We start from the raw sequence: 21,206 nt of genomic DNA, 5'->3' as shown, positions 1-21,206 counted from the left end.
TTTCTGGTGCGTACCGGGCTGAGAGGCGGTGTAAGTGAACTGTAGTTGCCATGTTTTACGGCAATGAGAGCAGAGATAGCGCTGATGTCCGGCAGTGCTTTTGCCGTTACGCACCACGCCTTCAGTAGCTGAGCAGGAAGGACATCTGATGGAAATGGAAGCCACGCAAGCACCTTAAAATCACCATCATACACTAAATCAGTAAGTTGGCAGCATTACCCGTTTCTGGATGGTTATGTACTGGTAATGATTGGCGTGGCGCTGGAGCAACTGACTCCGGCGCTAAAACTGGACGCTGACTGGATTGGCTTGTTGGGCGCGGGAACGCTCGCCGGGCTGTTCGTTGGCACATCGCTGTTTGGCTATATTTCCGATAAAGTCGGACGGCGCAAAATGTTCCTCATTGATATCATCGTCATCGGCGTGATATCGGTGGCGACGATGTTTGTTTCATCCCCCGTCGAACTGTTGGTGATGCGGGTACTTATCGGCATTGTCATCGGTGCCGATTATCCCATCGCCACCTCAATGATCACCGAGTTCTCCAGTACCCGTCAGCGGGCATTTTCCATCAGCTTTATCGCCGCCATGTGGTATGTCGGCGCGACCTGCGCCGATCTGGTCGGCTACTGGCTTTATGATGTGGAAGGCGGCTGGCGCTGGATGCTGGGTAGCGCGGCGATCCCCTGTTTGTTGATTTTGATTGGTCGATTCGAACTGCCTGAATCTCCCCGCTGGTTATTACGCAAAGGGCGAGTAAAAGAGTGCGAAGAGATGATGATAAAACTGTTTGGCGAACCGGTGGCTTTCGATGAAGAGCAGCCGCAGCAAACCCGTTTTCGCGATCTGTTTAATCGCCGCCATTTTCCTTTTGTTCTGTTTGTTGCCGCCATCTGGACCTGCCAGGTGATCCCAATGTTCGCCATTTACACCTTTGGCCCGCAAATCGTTGGTTTGTTGGGATTGGGTGTTGGCAAAAACGCGGCGCTGGGGAACGTGGTGATTAGCCTGTTCTTTATGCTCGGCTGTATTCCGCCGATGCTGTGGTTAAACACTGCCGGACGGCGTCCATTGTTGATTGGCAGCTTTGCCATGATGACGCTGGCGCTGGCGGTTTTGGGGCTGATCCCGGATATGGGGATCTGGCTGGTAGTGATGGCCTTTGCGGTGTATGCCTTTTTCTCTGGCGGGCCGGGTAATTTGCAGTGGCTCTATCCTAATGAACTCTTCCCGACAGATATCCGCGCCTCTGCCGTGGGCGTGATTATGTCCTTAAGCCGTATTGGCACCATTGTTTCGACCTGGGCACTGCCGATCTTTATCAATAATTACGGTATCAGTAACACGATGCTAATGGGGGCGGGTATCTCGCTGTTTGGCTTGTTGATTTCCGTAGCGTTTGCCCCGGAGACATCGAGGGATGTCATTGGCGCAAACCAGCAATATGACGATCCGCGGGCAGAGAATGGGGTAAATTGTTCAGATTTCTCTCTTTTCTGAATCAATATTATTGACTATAAGCCGCGTGAATATATGACTACACTTTGTGGGAAAACAAAGGCGTAATCACGCGGGCTACCTATGATTCTTATAATTTATGCGCATCCGTATCCGCATCATTCCCATGCGAATAAACGGATGCTTGAACAGGCAAGGACGCTGGAAGGCGTCGAAATTCGCTCTCTTTATCAACTCTATCCTGACTTCAATATCGATATTGCCGCCGAGCAGGAGGCGCTGTCTCGCGCCGATCTGATCGTCTGGCAGCATCCGATGCAGTGGTACAGCATTCCTCCGCTTCTTAAACTTTGGATCGATAAAGTTTTGTCGCACGGCTGGGCTTACGGTCACGGCGGCAAGGCGCTGCATGGCAAACATTTGCTGTGGGCGGTGACGACCGGCGGCGGGGAAAGCCATTTTGAAATTGGTGCGCATCCGGGCTTTGATGTGCTGTCGCAGCCGCTACAGGCGACGGCAATCTACTGCGGGCTGAACTGGCTGCCACCGTTTGCCATGCACTGCACCTTTATTTGTGACGACGAAACCCTCGAAGGGCAGGCGCGTCACTATAAGCAACGTCTGCTGGAATGGCAGGAGGCCCATCATGGATAGCCATACGCTGATTCAGGCGCTGATTTATCTCGGTTCGGCAGCGCTGATTGTACCCATTGCGGTACGTCTTGGTCTGGGATCGGTACTTGGCTACCTGATCGCCGGCTGCATTATTGGCCCGTGGGGGCTGCGACTGGTGACCGATGCCGAATCTATTCTGCACTTTGCCGAGATTGGGGTGGTGCTGATGCTGTTTATTATCGGCCTCGAACTCGATCCACAAAGGCTGTGGAAGCTGCGTGCGGCAGTGTTCGGCGGTGGCGCATTGCAGATGGTGATTTGCGGCGGCCTGCTGGGGCTGTTCTGCATGTTACTTGGGCTGCGCTGGCAGGTCGCGGAATTGATCGGCATGACGCTGGCGCTCTCCTCTACGGCGATTGCCATGCAGGCGATGAATGAACGCAATCTGATGGTGACGCAAATGGGTCGCAGTGCCTTTGCGGTGCTGCTGTTCCAGGATATCGCGGCGATCCCGCTGGTGGCGATGATTCCGCTACTGGCAACGAGCAGTGCCTCGACGACGATGGGCGCATTTGCTCTCTCGGCGTTAAAAGTGGCGGGTGCGCTGGTGCTGGTGGTATTGCTGGGGCGCTATGTCACGCGTCCGGCGCTGCGTTTTGTAGCCCGCTCTGGCTTGCGGGAAGTGTTTAGTGCCGTGGCGTTATTCCTCGTGTTTGGCTTTGGTTTGCTGCTGGAAGAGGTCGGCTTGTCGATGGCGATGGGCGCGTTTCTGGCGGGCGTACTGCTGGCAAGCTCGGAATACCGTCATGCGCTGGAGAGCGATATCGAACCCTTTAAAGGTTTGCTGTTGGGGCTGTTTTTCATCGGTGTTGGCATGTCGATAGACTTTGGCACGCTGCTTGAAAACCCATTGCGCATTGTCATTTTGCTGCTCGGTTTCCTCATCATCAAAATCGCCATGCTGTGGCTGATTGCCCGACCGTTGCAAGTGCCAAATAAACAGCGTCGTTGGTTTGCGGTGTTGTTAGGGCAGGGCAGTGAGTTTGCCTTTGTGGTATTTGGCGCGGCGCAGATGGCGAATGTGCTGGAGCCGGAGTGGGCGAAATCGCTGACCCTGGCGGTGGCGCTGTCGATGGCGGCAACGCCGATTCTGCTGGTGATCCTCAATCGCCTTGAGCAATCTTCTACTGAAGAGGCGCGTGAAGCCGATGAGATCGACGAAGAACAGCCGCGGGTAATCATTGCCGGATTCGGTCGTTTTGGGCAGATCACCGGACGTTTACTGCTCTCCAGCGGGGTGAAAATGGTGGTGCTCGATCACGATCCGGACCATATCGAAACCTTGCGTAAATTTGGTATGAAAGTGTTTTATGGCGATGCCACGCGGATGGATTTACTGGAATCTGCGGGAGCGGCGAAAGCGGAAGTGCTGATTAACGCCATCGACGATCCGCAAACCAACCTGCAACTGACAGAGATGGTGAAAGAACACTTCCCGCATTTGCAGATTATTGCCCGCGCCCGCGATGTCGACCACTACATTCGTTTGCGTCAGGCAGGCGTTGAAAAGCCGGAGCGTGAAACCTTCGAAGGTGCGCTGAAAACCGGGCGTCTGGCACTGGAAAGTTTAGGTCTGGGGCCGTATGAAGCGCGAGAACGTGCCGATGTGTTCCGCCGCTTTAATATTCAGATGGTGGAAGAGATGGCAATGGTTGAGAACGACACCAAAGCCCGCGCGGCGGTCTATAAACGCACCAGCGCGATGTTAAGTGAGATCATTACCGAGGACCGCGAACATCTGTCATTAATTCAACGACATGGCTGGCAGGGAACCGAAGAAGGTAAACATACCGGCAACATGGCGGATGAACCGGAAACGAAACCCTCATCCTAATAAAGAGTGACATAAATCACACTTTACAGCTAACTGTTTGTTTTTGTTTCATTGTAATGCGGCGAGTCCAGGGAGAGAGCGTGGACTCGCCAGCAGAATATAAAATTTTCCTCAACATCATCCTCGCACCAGTCGACGACGGTTTACGCTTTACGTATAGTGGCGACAATTTTTTTTTATCGGGAAATCTCAATGATCAGTCTGATTGCGGCGTTAGCGGTAGATCGCGTTATCGGCATGGAAAACGCCATGCCGTGGAACCTGCCTGCCGATCTCGCCTGGTTTAAACGCAACACCTTAAATAAACCCGTGATTATGGGCCGCCATACCTGGGAATCAATCGGTCGTCCGTTGCCAGGACGCAAAAATATTATCCTCAGCAGTCAACCGGGTACGGACGATCGCGTAACGTGGGTGAAGTCGGTGGATGAAGCCATCGCGGCGTGTGGTGACGTACCAGAAATCATGGTGATTGGCGGCGGTCGCGTTTATGAGCAGTTCCTGCCAAAAGCGCAGAAACTGTATCTGACGCATATCGACGCAGAAGTGGAAGGCGACACCCATTTCCCGGATTACGAGCCGGATGACTGGGAATCGGTATTCAGCGAATTCCACGATGCTGATGCGCAGAACTCTCACAGCTATTGCTTTGAGATTCTGGAGCGGCGGTAATTTTGTATAGAATTTACGGCTAGTGCCGGATGCGACGCCGGTCGCGTCTTATCCGGCCTTCCTATATCAGGCTGTGTTTAAGACGCCGCCGCTTCGCCCAAATCCTTATGCCGGTTCGACGGCTGGACAAAATACTGTTTATCTTCCCAGCGCAGGCAGGTTAATGTACCACCCCAGCAGCAGCCGGTATCCAGCGCGTATATACCTTCCGGCGTACCTTTGCCCTCCAGCGATGCCCAGTGACCAAAGGCGATGCTGTATTCTTCAGCGACAGGGCCAGGAATCGCAAACCACGGTTTCAGTGGGGCAGGGGCCTCTTCCGGCGATTCTTTGCTGTACATATCCAGTTGACCGTTCGGGAAGCAAAAACGCATACGGGTAAAGGCGTTGGTGATAAAACGCAGTCTTCCCAGCCCCCGCAATTCCGGTGACCAGTTATTTGGCATATCGCCGTACATAGCGTCGAGAAAGAAGGGATAGGAGTCACTCGATAGCACCGCTTCTACATCGCGCGCGCACTCTTTGGCGGTCTGTAGATCCCACTGCGGCGTGATCCCTGCGTGGGCCATCACCAACTTTTTCTCTTCGTCGATTTGCAGCAAAGGCTGGCGACGCAGCCAGTTAAGCAGCTCGTCGGCATCCGGCGCTTCCAGCAGCGGTGTCAGGCGATCTTTCGGTTTATTGCGGCTGATCCCGGCAAATACCGCCAGCAGATGCAGATCGTGATTGCCCAGCACCAGACGTACGCTGTCGCCTAAGGATTTCACATAGCGCAGAACATCCAGCGAACCCGGGCCGCGCGCGACCAGATCGCCCGTCAGCCAGAGGGTATCTTTCCCAGGGGTAAATTCTACTTTATGCAGCAATGCGATCAGTTCATCGTAACAACCATGAACGTCGCCAATAAGGTATGTCGCCATATTCTTTTAATGAATGAGTGTGGGAACGGCGAGTCGGAATACGGGAATGTCGATGCTGAAAGGGACGCCATTTTCATCGATCATTTCGTAGTGACCCTGCATGGTGCCCAGCGGGGTTTCAATGATTGCACCGCTGGTGTACTGGTACTCTTCGCCAGGCGCGATAAGTGGCTGGACGCCAACCACTCCTTCGCCCTGGACTTCGGTTTCACGGCCATTGCCATTGGTGATCAGCCAGTAACGCCCCAACAACTGCACTGGCGCTCGCCCCAGATTGCGTATGGTTACGGTATAAGCAAAAACGTAACGTTCATTATCAGGTGAAGATTGTGCCTCAATGTAGACGCTTTGAACCTGAATACACACTCGGGGCGAATTGATCATCGTTAACTCTCCTGCAAAGGCGCGTTCTCCGCCAGATAGTTCGCCATCTGGCAATATTGCGCGACAGAGATATTTTCCGCTCGCATCGCCGGGTCGATCCCCATTCCCGTTAACACCTCGACGCTAAACAGGTTGCCGAGGCTGTTACGAATGGTTTTACGACGCTGGTTAAAGGCTTCGGTGGTGATGCGGCTCAACACACGAACATCTTTAACCGGGTGAGGCATCGTTGCATGAGGAACCAGGCGCACGACGGCGGAATCCACTTTGGGTGGTGGTGTAAAGGCTGACGGCGGAACTTCCAGTACCGGGATCACGTTGCAATAGTATTGCGCCATGACGCTTAATCGACCATACGCTTTGCTGTTCGGTCCTGCAACCAGACGATTCACCACCTCTTTTTGCAACATAAAGTGCATGTCGGCAATGGCATCAGTATAGCTAAACAGATGGAACATCAACGGCGTGGAGATGTTATAAGGCAGGTTGCCGAAAACACGCAGCGGCTGACCCATTTTCTCGGCCAGTTCGTCAAAGTTAAAGGTCATCGCATCCTGCTGATAAATCGTCAGTTTCGGGCCTAAGAATGGATGCGTTTGCAGACGTGCCGCCAGATCGCGGTCAAGTTCGATGACCGTCAGCTGGTCCAGACGTTCGCCGACCGGCTCGGTCAATGCCGCCAGACCGGGGCCGATTTCGACCATTGCCTGGCCCTTTTGCGGGTTAATGGCAGAAACAATGCTGTCGATCACGAACTGATCGTTGAGAAAGTTTTGCCCGAAGCGTTTACGGGCTAAGTGGCCCTGGTGGACTCGATTATTCATTGGGTGTTAACAATCATTTTGATGGCGAGATTAAGCGCCGTAATAAAACTGCCGACATCGGCTTCGCCACGTCCCGCCAGTTCAAGCGCGGTGCCGTGGTCCACTGATGTGCGAATAAAGGGCAGGCCCAGCGTAATGTTCACACCGCGCCCGAAGCCCTGGTATTTTAGCACGGGAAGACCCTGATCGTGGTACATCGCCAGCACGGCGTCGGCGTTATCGAGATATTTCGGCTGAAACAGGGTATCGGCAGGCAGCGGCCCGTTGAGTATCATCCCCTGCGCCCGCAGCTCGTCGAGCACCGGAATAATGGTGTCTATCTCTTCCGTACCCATATGACCGCCTTCGCCCGCGTGCGGATTCAGCCCGCAGACCAGAATGCGCGGTTCGGCAATACCAAATTTTGTACGCAAATCGTGATGCAAAATAGCAATCACTTCGTGCAAAAGTGCAGGGGTGATAGCATCTGCGATATCGCGCAGCGGTAAATGCGTCGTTGCCAGCGCCACGCGAAGTTCTTCGGTCGCCAGCATCATCACCACTTTTTTCGCCTGCGAGCGCTCTTCGAAAAACTCGGTATGACCAGTAAACGGAATACCTGCGTCGTTAATGACGCCTTTATGCACGGGGCCTGTGATCAGCGCAGCAAATTCACCGTTCAGACAGCCATCACACGCTCGCGCCAGCGTCTCCACCACGTAATGCCCATTTTCAATCGCTAACTGCCCCGCAGTGACAGATTCGCGTAGCGCGACAGGAAGTAGCGTTAATGTGCCCGCAGTTTGCGGTTGTGCAGGGGAGTTGGGGGAATAAGGGCGGAGGGTGAGCGGCAAACCGAGCATCGCTGCCCGGTCGGTAAGGAGAGTGGCATCGGCACAAACAACCAGTTCGACCGGCCACTCACGCTGTGCAAGCTGGACAACTAAGTCCGGGCCAATCCCGGCGGGCTCGCCGGGAGTGATCACAACACGTTGGGTTTTAACCATTAGTTGCTCAGGATTTTAACGTAGGCGCTGGCGCGTTGTTCCTGCATCCAGCTTGCTGCTTCTTCCGAGAACTTACGGTTCATCAGCATGCGGTATGCACGATCCTTCTGCGCAGCGTCGGTTTTATCGACATTACGGGTATCCAGCAGTTCGATTAAATGCCAGCCGAATGAAGAGTGAACCGGTGCACTCATTTGACCTTTGTTCAGGCGGGTCAGGGCGTCACGGAAGGCCGGATCGAAAATATCTGGTGTAGCCCAGCCGAGATCACCGCCCTGGTTAGCAGAGCCTGGATCCTGAGAGAACTCTTTCGCTGCGGCAGCAAAAGTCGTTTTACCACTCTTGATATCGGCAGCAATCTGTTCCAGTTTCACACGGGCCTGTTCGTCAGTCATGATCGGCGACGGTTTCAGCAGAATATGGCGAGCATGAACTTCGGTCACCGAGATATTTTTGCTTTCGCCGCGCAGGTCGTTAACTTTCAGAATATGGAAGCCAACGCCGGAACGAATCGGGCCAACAATGTCGCCTTTCTTCGCGGTGCTTAATGCCTGGGCGAAGATACCCGGCAACTCCTGAATACGGCCCCAGCCCATCTGGCCGCCGTTCAGCGCCTGCTGGTCGGCAGAATGAGCAATCGCCAGCTTACCGAAATCAGCGCCGTTACGCGCCTGATCGACAATGGCGCGCGCCTGGCTTTCCGCTTCGTTCACCTGATCAGAAGTCGGGTTTTCCGGCAGCGGGATCAGGATGTGGCTCAGGTTCAGCTCAGTGCTGGCGTCGTTTTGGTTACCCACCTGCTGCGCCAGGGATTCGACTTCCTGCGGCAGGATGGTGATGCGACGACGCACCTCGTTGTTACGCACTTCAGAGATAATCATCTCTTTGCGGATCTGGTTACGATAGGTGTTGTAGTTCAGACCATCGTAAGCCAGACGGCTGCGCATCTGATCCAGCGTCATGTTGTTCTGTTTCGCGATGTTAGCAATCGCCTGATCCAGCTGCTCATCGGAGATTTTCACTCCCATTTTCTGCCCCATCTGCAGGATGATTTGATCCATGATCAAACGTTCCATGATTTGGTGGCGCAGCGTCGCGTCATCAGGAAGCTGCTGCCTTGCCTGCGCAGCGTTCAGTTTTACCGACTGCATTAATCCATCAACGTCGCTTTCCAGCACGACGCCGTTATTGACGACGGCTGCGACTTTATCGACTACCTGGGGGGCAGCGAAACTGGTATTCGCGATCATGGCGATACCGAGAAGCAGCGTTTTCCAGTTCTTCATACTTTTTCCATTTCAATTAACCGCACTGCGGATTACGTGGTAAATCAACAAATCACAAAGTGTTTTGATACGGCAGAATGTTCGAACGCAGCATCTCTTGCGTACCCAGACCGTAGTTGGAGCTCAGGCCGCGAAGTTCGATGTTAAAGCCGATTGCGTTGTCATATACCGCATGTTGTTTATCGTTATCCCAACCGTTCAGCTTCCGCTCGTAACCGACGCGAATTGCATAGCAGCAGGAGCTGTATTGCACACCTAACATAGAGTCGGCTTGCTTGTTCGCATTGGTGTCGTAGTAGTAGGCCCCAACAATGGACCAACGATCGGCAATTGGCCAGCTGGCGACAGCACCTACCTGCGAAATACCATTCTTATATTGCTCAGCAGTGGAATAGTACTTAGGCAGCGTAGCCTGAATATATTCCGGGCTGGCGTAACGGTAATTCAGCTGTACCAGACGGTCTTCATCCCGACGGTATTCAATGCTGGAGTTACTGGTCGCTACGTTATCCAGACGTGTATCGTACTGAATCCCGCCACGCAATCCCCAACGCTCGGAGATACGCCAGTAAGTATCGCCTGCCCACACCAGTGAGCCCGTTTTGTCGTCATTCTCCCATGTTATGTTGTCATCGCCAGTGCGAGACTCCGTGAAATAGTAGATTTGACCAACGGAAATATTAAAATGTTCAACGGCAGCATCATCATATATGCGAGATGTGACACCGGTCGTCACCTGGTTAGCGGAGGCAATACGGTCAAGACCGCCGTAAGTCCGGTCCCGGAACAGGCCAGAGTAGTCAGATTGCAGTAGAGACGAGTCGTAGTTATAGATGTCGCTCTGATCGCGATACGGCACGTACAAATACTGCGCGCGCGGTTCCAGCGTTTGGGTATAACCCGGAGCCAGCATTTCCATATCGCGTTCAAAGACCATTTTGCCGTCAACTTTGAATTGCGGCATAACGCGGTTAACGGATTCGTCCAGCTTGGTCGTGTTTCTGGAGTTATACCAGTCAAGATTGGTTTGCTGATAATGGGTTGCCAGCAACTTCGCTTCGGTATTGATGCTGCCCCAGTTATTAGAGAGCGGCAAATTGATGGTCGGTTCCAGGTGAACACGGGTTGCTTCAGGCATGTCGTCTCTGGTGTTAACAAAGTGCACTGCCTGGCCGTAAATACGCGTATCAAACGGACCAACATCATTCTGGTAGTAGTTAACGTCTAACTGCGGCTCTGCCGAGTAGCTACTGGTGTTCTGCTCGCTAAAGACCTGGAACTGCTTGGTTGAAACGGTGGCATTGAAGTTTTGCACCGCATAGCCAACGCTGAATTTTTGCGTTGCGTAGCCGTCAGTACTGGAACCGTACTTGTTATCGAAATCATTGAAGTAGCTAGGATCGCTGACCTTGGTGTAGTCTACGTTGAAACGCCACACTTGATCCATGACCCCGGAGTGTTGCCAGTAGAACAACCAACGACGTGAACTGTCATCGTTCGGGTGTTCATCTTCATAGACTTTATCTGAAGGCAGATAGTCCAGTTCCATCAAGCCAGCGCCCGCCTGGGAGAGGTAGCGGAATTCGTTCTCCCACATGATGTTGCCACGACGATGCATATAATGCGGCGTGATGGTGGCATCCATATTTGGCGCGATGTTCCAGTAATATGGCAGGTAGAACTCAAAGTAGTTGGTGGTGGTGTACTTGGCGTTCGGGATCAAGAAACCAGAGCGACGTTTGTCACCCACCGGCAACTGCAAATAGGGGCTATAAAAGATCGGTACTGGACCCACCTTAAAGCGGGCGTTCCAGATCTCCGCAACTTGTTCTTCGCGGTCATGAATAATTTCGCTACCTACCACGCTCCAGGTGTCAGAACCCGGCAGACAGGAGGTAAAGCTACCGTTATCCAGAATGGTATAGCGGTTTTCACCACGTTGTTTCATCAGGTCCGCTTTACCGCGGCCCTGGCGACCCACCATCTGGTAATCACCTTCCCAGACGTTGGTATCTTTGGTGTTCAGATTCGCCCAGCCTTTCGGCCCTTTGAGGATCACCTGGTTATCGTCGTAATGGACATTACCGAGCGCATCAACGGTTCGTACCGGCTCCGGTTGTCCTGGTGCCTCTTTTTGATGGAGCTGCACTTCGTCGGCCTGCAGACGGCTGTTACCCTGCATGATATCCACGCTGCCAGTAAACACGGCGTCATCCGGGTAGTCCCCTTTCGCGTGGTCAGCATTGATAGTCACGGGTAAGTCATTGGTATCGCCCTGTACCAGAGGACGGTCATAGCTTGGCACGCCCAACATGCACTGTGAGGCGAGGTCGGCTGCCAGTCCCTGTTGACTATAAAGGGCGGTGGCAATCATGGTGGCCAGGAGAGTGGGGATACGTTTTTTCATACGTTGATTTTATTGTTCCATCATCGGTAACGTTGCGCGTGACAAACGGTCAGAGACTAACGTACTCGTCATCTCTACGCTAGTGTTAATCCTGTCCGAATAGCGTCAGTGGTGTTAGGCACGGCATTGAATGACAGGTATGATAATGCAAATTATAGGCGATGTCCCACAATTGACTGCAGCCGGAAAACGGTAAAAGCACCTTTATATTGTGGGAGATAGCCCTGATATCCGTGTGTCGATTTGGGGAATATATGCAGTATTGGGGAAAAATCATTGGCGTGGCCGTGGCCTTACTGATGGGCGGCGGCTTTTGGGGCGTAGTGTTAGGCCTGTTAATTGGCCATATGTTTGATAAAGCCCGTAGCCGTAAAATGGCGTGGTTCGCCAACCAGCGTGAGCGTCAGGCGCTGTTTTTTGCCACCACTTTTGAAGTGATGGGGCATTTAACCAAATCCAAAGGTCGCGTCACGGAGGCTGATATTCATATCGCCAGCCAGCTGATGGACCGAATGAACCTTCATGGCGCTTCCCGTACTGCGGCGCAAAACGCGTTCCGGGTGGGAAAATCAGACAATTACCCGCTGCGCGAAAAGATGCGCCAGTTTCGCAGTGTCTGCTTTGGTCGTTTTGACTTAATTCGTATGTTTCTGGAGATCCAGATTCAGGCGGCGTTTGCTGATGGTTCACTGCACCCGAATGAACGGGCGGTGCTGTATGTCATTGCAGAAGAATTAGGGATCTCCCGCGCCCAGTTTGACCAGTTTTTGCGCATGATGCAGGGCGGTGCACAGTTTGGCGGCGGTTATCAGCAGCAATCTGGCGGTGGTAACTGGCAGCAAGCGCAGCGTGGCCCGACGCTGGAAGATGCCTGTAATGTGCTGGGTGTGAAGCCGACGGATGATGCGACCACCATTAAACGAGCCTACCGTAAGCTGATGAGTGAACACCATCCCGATAAGCTGGTGGCGAAAGGTTTGCCGCCTGAGATGATGGAGATGGCGAAGCAGAAAGCGCAGGAAATTCAGCAGGCATATGAGCTGATAAAGCAGCAGAAAGGGTTTAAATAAGTTTTAAACTGTAGGCCTGATAAGACGCGGCCCGCGTCGCATCAGGCAATCGGCGCACAATTGCCGGATTCGGCGTGAACGCCTTATCCGCCTACCGAACTGCGCCAGCGTGACTATTAAAAATCCGCTGGCGCTTTAAACGTCATACTATTGCCATACGCCGGATGGGTAATCGTCAACATCTCTGCATGTAGCAACAAACGCGGTGCCATCGCTCTCGCTTCTGGTGATGCATAAAAACGATCGCCGAGAATCGGATGCCCCAGCGCCAGCATATGCACACGCAATTGATGCGAACGCCCAGTAATCGGTTTTAACACCACTCTTGCCGTGTTATCCGCCGCATACTCCACCACTTCATATTCCGTCTGCGCAGGTTTACCCGTTTCGTAACAGACTTTCTGTTTCGGGCGGTTTGGCCAGTCGCAAATCAGCGGCAGATCCACCAGACCTTCCGCAGGGGATGGATGCCCCCAGACGCGGGCCACATACTGCTTTTTCGGCTCGCGCTCGCGGAACTGGCGTTTTAACTCCCGCTCCGCGGCTTTGGTCAGCGCCACTACAATCACGCCGCTGGTAGCCATATCCAGACGATGCACCGATTCTGCCTGCGGATAATCACGCTGAATGCGCGTCATCACGCTGTCTTTGTGCTCTTCCAGACGCCCCGGCACAGACAACAAACCGCTCGGCTTGTTAACCACCATAATGTGGTCATCCTGATACAGGATAACCAACCAGGGTTCCTGCGGTGGATTGTAGTTTTCCATCCCCATTTTCGGCTCCGTTACTGATGCGTTACAACGATCAAACGCAGGGCATCCAGACGCCAACCTGCCTGATCCAGGCTTTCCATTACCTGCTGACGGTTGCTCTCAATGGCGGTCAGTTCGTCGTCACGAATGTTCGGGTTCACTGCACGCAGAGCTTCCAGACGAGACAGCTCGGCAGACAGTTTTTCGTCGGCTTCGTTACGCGCTGCATCAATCAATGCACGGGCAGATTTCTCGATCTGCGCTTCACCCAGTTGAAGGATAGCGTGAACATCCTGCTGCACGGCGTTAACCAGTTTGCTGCCGGTGTGACGGTTAACCGCGTTAAGCTGGCGGTTAAAGGTTTCAAACTCTACCTGCGCCGCCAGGTTGTTGCCGTTTTTATCCAGCAGCATACGTACCGGCGTCGGTGGCAGGAAGCGGTTGAGCTGCAACTGCTTCGGAGCCTGGGCTTCAACCACATAAATCAGTTCCACCAACAGCGTACCTACCGGCAACGCTTTGTTTTTTAACAGTGAAATCGTGCTGCTACCGGTATCGCCAGAAAGGATCAGATCCAGACCGTTGCGGATCAGCGGATGCTCCCAGGTAATAAACTGTGCATCTTCACGCGCCAGCGCCACTTCACGATCAAAGGTGATGGTGATGCCATCTTCCGACAGGCCAGGGAAGTCCGGCACCAGCATATGATCGGACGGCGTCAGCACGATCATGTTGTCGCCGCGATCGTCCTGATTGATACCGATAATATCGAGCAGGTTCATGGCGAAGGCGATCAGGTTGGTATCGTCATCCTGCTCTTCAATGCTTTCTGCCAGTGCCTGGGCTTTTTCGCCACCGTTGGAGTGGATTTCCAGCAGGCGGTCACGACCCTGTTCCAGCTGTGCTTTCAGCGCTTCATGTTGCTCGCGGCAGTTTTTGATCAGATCGTCAAAGCCTTCGGTTTGATCCGGTGAAGCCAGATAGTTAATCAGATCGTTGTATACGCTATCGTAAATAGTGCGTCCGGTCGGGCAGGTGTGCTCAAATGCATCCAGACCTTCGTGATACCAGCGCACCAGCACCGACTGAGCGGTTTTCTCCAGATAAGGCACATGGATCTGAATATCGTGCGCCTGGCCGATACGATCCAGACGACCAATACGCTGCTCCAGTAGATCCGGGTTGAATGGCAGGTCAAACATCACCATGTGGCTGGCGAACTGGAAGTTACGTCCTTCAGAACCGATTTCTGAGCACAGCAGTACCTGTGCGCCGGTGTCTTCTTCGGCAAACCAGGCGGCAGCGCGGTCACGTTCGATAATCGACATACCTTCGTGGAACACCGCAGCGCGAATACCTTCACGTTCGCGCAGTACCTGCTCCAGTTGCAGCGCAGTGGCAGCTTTGGCGCAGATCACCAGCACTTTCTGAGAGCGATGGCTGGTCAGGTAGCCCATCAGCCACTCAACGCGCGGATCGAAGTTCCACCAGGTGGCGTTATCACCTTCAAATTCCTGATAAATACGCTCCGGGTAGAGCATATCGCGAGCACGATCTTCCGCACTTTTACGTGCGCCCATAATGCCGGAGACTTTAATAGCCGTCTGATACTGCGTCGGTAGCGGCAGCTTAATGGTGTGCAGCTCGCGTTTCGGGAATCCTTTCACACCGTTACGCGTGTTACGGAACAGCACGCGGCTGGTGCCGTGGCGATCCATCAGCATCGAAACCAGCTCCTGACGGGCGCTCTGGGCATCTTCGCTGTCGCTGTTTGCTGCCTGCAACAGCGGCTCGATATCCTGCTCGCCGATCATCTCGCCGAGCATGTTCAGTTCGTCATTGCTCAGTTTGTTACCTGCCAGCAGCATGGCAACGGCGTCCGCAACCGGACGATAATTTTTCTGCTCTTCAACGAACTGCGCAAAATCGTGGAAACGGTTCGGGTCCAGCAGACGCAGACGGGCGAAGTGGCTTTCCATCCCCAGCTGTTCCGGGGTCGCGGTCAGCAGCAGAACGCCCGGCATGTGCTCTGCCAGTTGTTCAATGGCCTGATATTCACGGCTTGGCGCATCTTCGCTCCACACCAGGTGATGCGCTTCATCGACCACCAGCAGGTCCCATTCGGCTTCACAGAGATGTTCCAGGCGCTGTTTGCTACGACGGGCAAAATCCAGCGAGCAAATCACCAGCTGTTCGGTGTCGAACGGGTTGTAAGCATCGTGCTGAGCTTCGGCATAACGCTCATCATCAAACAGAGCAAAGCGCAGGTTGAAACGGCGCAGCATTTCTACCAGCCACTGATGCTGTAAGGTTTCCGGGACGATAATCAGCACACGTTCAGCAGCGCCAGAGAGCAGTTGCTGATGCAGGATCATCCCGGCTTCAATGGTTTTCCCTAAACCCACTTCGTCAGCCAGCAGGACGCGCGGCGCGTGGCGGCGGCCAACATCATGAGCGATGTTGAGCTGGTGCGGGATCAGGCTGGTACGCTGACCGCGCAGGCCGCTGTACGGCATACGGAACTGTTCGCTGGAATACTTACGCGCGCGATAACGCAGCGCAAAGCGGTCCATACGGTCAATCTGCCCGGCAAACAGGCGGTCCTGCGGTTTGCTGAACACCAGTTTGCTATCAAGGAAAACTTCACGCAGGGCTACGCCGGACTCTTCAGTATCCAGGCGAGTACCGATATAGGTCAGCAAGCCATTTTCTTCTTTTACTTCTTCGACTTGCATCTGCCAGCCGTCATGGCTGGTAATGGTATCACCAGGGTTGAACATCACGCGGGTCACGGGGGAATCACTGCGTGCGTACAGACGGTTTTCACCAGTAGATGGGAAAAGTAAAGTGACAGTTCGCGCATCCACCGCGACAACGGTTCCAAGTCCCAATTCGCTTTCTGTATCGCTGATCCAGCGTTGACCAAGTGTAAAAGGCATATGTGTTCGGCTCTATATCTTTAATTGCAGGCAATAACCACCCGCTACCGTGCTTATGAGGTAGTGGTGTTATTCAGGTCCAGGAATGGAAAGGGCGCTATGGTACTGGATGGCAAAGCATTCGTCACGCATCAAAATGGTATCTGGCGAACTCTTTTTTTGCTCAAAATAGCCCAAGTTGCCCGGTCATAAGTGTAGCAAAATTATCCTCAATAAAAGGGAGTATTCCCTCCGCCACGGGTTGTAGCTGGCGGGTCAGATAGTGTTCGTAATCCAGTGGTGAACGTTGGTAGTCCAGCGGCTCCGGGCCGTTGGTGGTCCATACGTACTTAATGGTGCCGCGATTCTGATATTGCAAGGGGCGACCACGCTTTTGGTTTTCTTCATCGGCAAGGCGAGCGGCGCGTACATGAGGCGGCACATTACGCTGATACTCGCTCAGCGGACGGCGAAGGCGTTTACGGTAAACCAGTCGCGCATCCAGTTCACCCGCCATCAGTTTGTCGATGGTTTCGCGTACATATTCCTGATATGGCTCGTTGCGGAAGATGCGCAGGTATAGCTCCTGCTGAAACTGCTGGGCCAGCGGCGTCCAGTCGGTGCGCACGGTTTCCAGCCCTTTAAACACCATCCGCTGTTTATCGCCCTCCTGAATCAGCCCGGCGTAGCGCTTTTTACTGCCGGTATCGGCTCCGCGAATGGTTGGCATCAGAAAACGGCAGAAATGGGTTTCATACTCCAGTTCTAATGCGCTGGTCAGCCGTTGTTTTTGCAGCGTTTCCGCCCACCAGGCGTTAACGTGCTGCACCAGTGCACGACCGATTTTCGCCGCTTCTTCTTCCGAATGTGCGCCTTTCAGCCAGACAAACGTTGAGTCGGTATCGCCGTAGATAACGTCGTAGCCCTGTGCTTCAATCAACGCTTTGGTTTGCCGCATGATCTGATGACCACGCATGGTGATCGACGATGCCAGCCGCGGATCGAAGAAGCGGCAGGCGGTGGTGCCGAGCACGCCATAAAAGGCATTCATGATGATTTTCAGCGCCTGCGACAGCGGTTTGTTACCCTGGCGTTTGGCTTCATCGCGCCCGTGCCAGATGTTAGTCACAATCTCCGGCAGGCAATGTTTTTCTCGCGAGAACCAGGCATCGAGAAAACCTTCGGTACTGTGCTCTGGATCAGGCTGCGCCATGCCTTCCACCAGCCCGACGGGATCAATCAGAAAGGTGCGGATGATCGACGGGTACAGGCTTTTATAGTCCAGCACCAGCACTGAATCATAAAGCCCTGGCCGTGAATCCATCACGTAGCCGCCAGGGCTGGCGTGCGGCGGCACTTCGCCGAGATTAGGCGCGACATAACCAGCGCGATGCATTCGCGGAAAATAGAGATGACCAAATGCCGCCACCGAACCGCCGTGTCGGTCCACCGGCAGGCCGTTCACCGTTGCCCGTTCGAGTAAAAATGGCATGATTTCAGTTTTGTGGAAGATCTGCGTCACCAGCTCGCAATCTTTCAGGTTATAAGTTGCCAGCGCAGGTTTATCTTCGGCGAAACGGCGGTCAATTTCGTCCATTCGATCCCACGGGTTATCGATAGATTTTCCTTCGCCTAATAGCTCCTGAGCGACAGTTTCCAGCGAGAATGAAGAGAAATTCCAGAACGCGGATTTCAGCGCCTCGATACCGTCGATAATTAGCCGACCTTTAGCCTGGGCAAAAAAGACGCCGTTTTTAAAGCCGTGCTCGCGCCACTCCAGCTCGCTATTATCGCGCCCAAGACGCAGCGGAAGACGGTAACGCTCGGCATGTTTTTGCAGCATTCGCAGATCGAACTGCACCACGTTCCAACCGATGATCACATCAGGATCGTAGTTGGCAAACCAGGCGTTGAGTTTTTCCAGCAACTGCGGGCGGCTGGCGACGTATTCCAGTTCGAAATCAAGCGAGGAGGCGTCGCCATTCTCCGACCCCAGCATATAAACGATGCGCTGCCCGCAGCCTTCCAGGCCGATGCAGTACAGCTCACCGTGGCGGGTGGTTTCAATATCTATAGAAACCCACTTGAGCGGCGGACGATAGTCGGGATGCGGTTTCAGACGGGCATTAACGATAGTGCCATTGTGCATATCACCCTCGACCCACACCGGTGAGGTGATAAACCGCTCCATCAGATAGCGTTCTGGCGGGCGCACATCGGCCTCGTAGACGGTAACGCCACCTTCACGCAGGCGCTTTTCGTAATTCATCAATTGGCGATGGGCGCGACAGTAAAGGCCATACACCGGCTGGCGGTGAAAATCCTTTAACGCCAGCGGTGTCAGGCGAAAGCCTTGTTCACCCTGCAAAATATGCTGAGCGCGGGGAACCTGATCGGCGGGAATAAACGCCACGGACTCTTGCGGTGCAAGCGTAACCTGCAACGGCCCGTTGTCCGTCGCCAGCCAGAAGGAGACTTCTGTCCCTTGCGGGGTGTCCCGCCAGTGTCGGGTTAAGATAAAACCTGCCTGCGCCACGCTGAAAATCCATCAAAAAACCAGGCTTGAGTATAGCCTGGTTTCGTTTGATTGGCTGTGGTTTTATACAGTCATTACTGCCCGTAATATGCCTTCGCGCCATGCTTACGCAGATAGTGTTTATCCAGCAGCGTTTGCTGCATATCCGGTAACTGCGGCGCTAACTGACGGCAGAATATCTCCATATAAGCGACCTCTTCCAGCACGATGGCGTTATGCACCGCATCTTCGGCATTTTTGCCCCATGCAAACGGGCCGTGGGAATGGACCAGAACGCCGGGCATTTGCGCTGCATCGATACCCTGTTTTTCAAAGGTTTCTACGATGACGTTACCGGTTTCCCACTCATATTCGCCGTTGATTTCTGCGTCGGTCATTTTGCGGGTGCAGGGAATGGTGCCGTAGAAATAGTCGGCGTGGGTGGTGCCGGTTGCTGGAATCGACTGACCCGACTGCGCCCAGATGGTGGCGTGGCGCGAGTGCGTATGCACAATGCCGCCAATGGAGGGGAATGCCTGATAGAGCAGCCGGTGAGTTGGCGTGTCGGAGGAGGGCTTTTTCGTACCTTCAACCACTTCACCTGTTTCGATGCTAACCACGACCATATCGTCAGCGGTCATGACGCTGTAATCGACGCCGGAAGGTTTGATCACAAAGACGCCGCGCTCGCGATCAACGGCGCTGACGTTGCCCCATGTGAGCGTGACCAGGTTGTGTTTTGGCAGCGCCAGGTTGGCTTCTAATACCTGGCGTTTGAGATCTTCTAACATGTTGACTCCTTCGTGCCGGATGCGCTTCGCTTATCCGGTCTACAAAATCGCAGCGCGTAGGCCTGATAAGACGCGCCAGCGTCGCATCAGGCGTTGAATGCCGGATGCGCTTTGCTTATCCGGCCTACAAAATCGCAGCGTGTAGGCCAGATAAGACGCGTCAGCGTCGCATCAGGCGTTACATACCTGATGTGGCTACTTAGCGACGAAATCCGTAATACACTTCGTTCCAGCGCAGTGCGTCTTTAAACGCTGGCAGGCGGGTGTCGTTATCAATCACCGTGATTTCAATGTCGTGCATCTCGGCGAACTGACGCATATCGTTGAGGTTCAGCGCATGGCTGAAGACGGTATGGTGCGCGCCACCAGCGAGGATCCACGCTTCGGAAGCAGTTGGCAGATCCGGTTGCGCTTTCCACAGCGCATTCGCCACCGGCAGTTTCGGCAGGGAGTGCGGTGTTTTCACCGTGTCGATACAGTTAACCAGCAGACGGTAACGATCGCCGAGATCAATCAGGCTGGCGACAATCGCTGGACCGGTTTGGGTATTGAAGATCAGTCGGGCAGGATCGTCCTTACCACCAATACCGAGATGCTGAACGTCGAGGATCGGTTTCTCTTCTACGGCAATCGACGGGCAGACTTCCAGCATATGGGAGCCGAGCACCAGGTCATTACCTTTCTCGAAGTGATAGGTGTAGTCCTCCATAAAGGAGGTGCCGCCCTGCAGACCGGTTGACATCACCTTCATGATGCGAAGCAGGGCGGCGGTTTTCCAGTCGCCTTCGCCCGCAAAGCCGTAACCCTGCTGCATCAGACGCTGTACGGCCAGACCTGGAAGCTGTTTCAGACCGTGCAAATCTTCAAAGGTGGTGGTGAACGCGTGGAAGCCACCTTGTTCCAGGAAACGCTTCATCCCCAGCTCAATACGCGCCGCTTCCAGCACGTTCTGTCGTTTTTCGCCGTGGATTTGTGTGGCAGGCGTCATGGTGTAGCAGCTTTCGTACTCATCGACCAGCGCGTTAACATCGCCGTCGCTGATGGAGTTCACCACCTGCACCAGATCGCCAACCGCCCAGGTATTGACGGAGAAACCGAACTTGATCTGTGCGGCAACTTTATCACCATCGGTGACCGCTACTTCACGCATGTTATCGCCAAAACGGCAGACTTTCAGATGACGGGTATCCTGTTTAGAGACCGCCTGACGCATCCAGGAGCCGATACGCTCATGGGCTTGTTTATCCTGCCAGTGACCGGTAACCACGGCATGTTGCTGACGCATACGCGCGCCAATGAAGCCGAACTCGCGACCGCCATGTGCAGTCTGGTTCAGGTTCATAAAGTCCATATCGATACTGTCCCACGGCAGCGCCGCGTTAAACTGGGTGTGGAATTGCAGCAACGGTTTGTTGAGCATGGTCAGGCCGTTGATCCACATTTTGGCCGGGGAGAAGGTGTGCAGCCACACCACCAGACCAGCGCAACGATCGTCGTAATTCGCGTCGCGGCAAATAGCGGTGATTTCATCCGGCGTGGTGCCCAGCGGTTTCAACACCAGTTTGCAGGGCAGTTTCGCTTCCGTATTCAGCGCATTAACAACGTGCTCGGCATGTTGGGTGACCTGACGCAGGGTTTCCGGGCCATACAGATGCTGGCTGCCAATGACAAACCACACTTCATAATTATCAAAAATCGTCATTATCGTGTC

Annotated in this window: 16 protein-coding genes and 1 pseudogene; 5 read left to right on the top strand and 12 right to left on the bottom strand. The window is 53.9% G+C overall.

Going from position 1 to position 21,206, the window contains the following annotated elements; translation table 11 throughout:
* The coding region (locus BHE85_RS07610) for an IS1 family transposase (protein WP_047664789.1) at window positions 1-165 on the bottom strand (165 nt) is incomplete at its 3' end.
* Window positions 166-219: 54 nt separating this feature from the next.
* Between BHE85_RS07610 and BHE85_RS07605 the strand changes: the two are divergent.
* The 4 genes and pseudogenes from BHE85_RS07605 to folA form a co-directional block, all read left to right on the top strand.
* Window positions 220-1,474: pseudogene (locus BHE85_RS07605) on the top strand (MFS transporter); the annotation flags it as partial.
* A gap of 107 nt (window positions 1,475-1,581) precedes the next feature.
* Complete coding sequence (kefF, locus tag BHE85_RS07600) at window positions 1,582-2,112, top strand: glutathione-regulated potassium-efflux system oxidoreductase KefF (RefSeq protein ID WP_000600735.1); 531 nt, start codon at window positions 1,582-1,584, stop codon at window positions 2,110-2,112.
* Window positions 2,105-3,967, top strand: coding sequence for a glutathione-regulated potassium-efflux system protein KefC (gene kefC / locus BHE85_RS07595; protein WP_000377129.1), 1,863 nt, complete (start codon window positions 2,105-2,107; stop codon window positions 3,965-3,967). Before kefF ends, kefC begins: the two co-directional genes overlap by 8 nt.
* A gap of 192 nt (window positions 3,968-4,159) precedes the next feature.
* Window positions 4,160-4,639: a type 3 dihydrofolate reductase gene (gene folA, locus BHE85_RS07585; RefSeq protein WP_000624375.1), complete on the top strand. Its 480-nt coding sequence runs from the start codon at window positions 4,160-4,162 to the stop codon at window positions 4,637-4,639.
* A 77-nt stretch (window positions 4,640-4,716) separates the two neighbouring features.
* Here the strand turns inward: folA and apaH are convergent, their stop codons facing one another.
* Genes apaH through lptD form a run of 6 tightly spaced genes read right to left on the bottom strand, consistent with a single transcriptional unit; the run spans window position 4,717 to window position 11,446 of the window.
* Complete coding sequence (gene apaH, locus BHE85_RS07580; RefSeq protein WP_000257192.1) at window positions 4,717-5,559, bottom strand: bis(5'-nucleosyl)-tetraphosphatase (symmetrical) ApaH; 843 nt, start codon at window positions 5,557-5,559, stop codon at window positions 4,717-4,719.
* Between the two features lie 6 nt (window positions 5,560-5,565).
* The gene (gene apaG / locus BHE85_RS07575) at window positions 5,566-5,943 is read right to left on the bottom strand and encodes a Co2+/Mg2+ efflux protein ApaG (RefSeq protein WP_000610901.1); all 378 of its coding nucleotides are present in this window, start codon (window positions 5,941-5,943) and stop codon (window positions 5,566-5,568) included.
* Between the two features lie 2 nt (window positions 5,944-5,945).
* Window positions 5,946-6,767, bottom strand: a complete 822-nt coding sequence (rsmA, locus tag BHE85_RS07570; protein WP_039063962.1) for a 16S rRNA (adenine(1518)-N(6)/adenine(1519)-N(6))-dimethyltransferase RsmA — start codon at window positions 6,765-6,767, stop codon at window positions 5,946-5,948.
* Complete coding sequence (pdxA, locus tag BHE85_RS07565; RefSeq protein ID WP_000241243.1) at window positions 6,764-7,753, bottom strand: 4-hydroxythreonine-4-phosphate dehydrogenase PdxA; 990 nt, start codon at window positions 7,751-7,753, stop codon at window positions 6,764-6,766. The genes rsmA and pdxA overlap by 4 nt, the downstream gene beginning before the upstream one ends.
* Window positions 7,753-9,039 (bottom strand): peptidylprolyl isomerase SurA, encoded by a 1,287-nt coding sequence (gene surA / locus BHE85_RS07560; protein WP_000800457.1) that lies wholly within the window; start codon window positions 9,037-9,039, stop codon window positions 7,753-7,755. Before surA ends, pdxA begins: the two co-directional genes overlap by 1 nt.
* A 52-nt stretch (window positions 9,040-9,091) precedes the next feature.
* Window positions 9,092-11,446 (bottom strand): LPS assembly protein LptD, encoded by a 2,355-nt coding sequence (gene lptD / locus BHE85_RS07555; protein WP_000746154.1) that lies wholly within the window; start codon window positions 11,444-11,446, stop codon window positions 9,092-9,094.
* Window positions 11,447-11,700: 254 nt separating this feature from the next.
* Between lptD and djlA the strand changes: the two genes are divergently transcribed.
* Window positions 11,701-12,516, top strand: coding sequence for a co-chaperone DjlA (gene djlA / locus BHE85_RS07550; RefSeq protein WP_001200573.1), 816 nt, complete (start codon window positions 11,701-11,703; stop codon window positions 12,514-12,516).
* A 116-nt stretch (window positions 12,517-12,632) separates the two neighbouring features.
* Here the strand turns inward: djlA and rluA are convergent, their stop codons facing one another.
* From rluA to araA, 5 genes are all read right to left on the bottom strand, one after another.
* Window positions 12,633-13,292 carry a bifunctional tRNA pseudouridine(32) synthase/23S rRNA pseudouridine(746) synthase RluA gene (gene rluA, locus BHE85_RS07545; protein WP_000525176.1) on the bottom strand — a complete coding sequence of 220 codons (660 nt, stop codon included), beginning with the start codon at window positions 13,290-13,292 and terminating at the stop codon, window positions 12,633-12,635.
* 11 nt (window positions 13,293-13,303) lie between these two features.
* Window positions 13,304-16,210, bottom strand: a complete 2,907-nt coding sequence (rapA, locus tag BHE85_RS07540) for an RNA polymerase-associated protein RapA (RefSeq protein ID WP_001116989.1) — start codon at window positions 16,208-16,210, stop codon at window positions 13,304-13,306.
* Between the two features lie 163 nt (window positions 16,211-16,373).
* On the bottom strand, window positions 16,374-18,725 hold the full coding sequence (gene polB / locus BHE85_RS07535; RefSeq protein ID WP_000035681.1) for a DNA polymerase II: 2,352 nt from the start codon (window positions 18,723-18,725) through the stop codon (window positions 16,374-16,376).
* Between the two features lie 74 nt (window positions 18,726-18,799).
* Window positions 18,800-19,495, bottom strand: a complete 696-nt coding sequence (araD, locus tag BHE85_RS07530; protein WP_000888672.1) for an L-ribulose-5-phosphate 4-epimerase — start codon at window positions 19,493-19,495, stop codon at window positions 18,800-18,802.
* Between the two features lie 199 nt (window positions 19,496-19,694).
* The gene (gene araA, locus BHE85_RS07525; RefSeq protein WP_000151734.1) at window positions 19,695-21,197 is read right to left on the bottom strand and encodes an L-arabinose isomerase; all 1,503 of its coding nucleotides are present in this window, start codon (window positions 21,195-21,197) and stop codon (window positions 19,695-19,697) included.
* Window positions 21,198-21,206: the final 9 nt, after the last annotated feature.

This window comes from Shigella sp. FC1567 (genome assembly GCF_001743015.1).
Classification (GTDB): Bacteria; Pseudomonadota; Gammaproteobacteria; order Enterobacterales; family Enterobacteriaceae; genus Escherichia; species Escherichia coli.
This window is presented reverse-complemented; position numbering and strand designations above follow the sequence as displayed.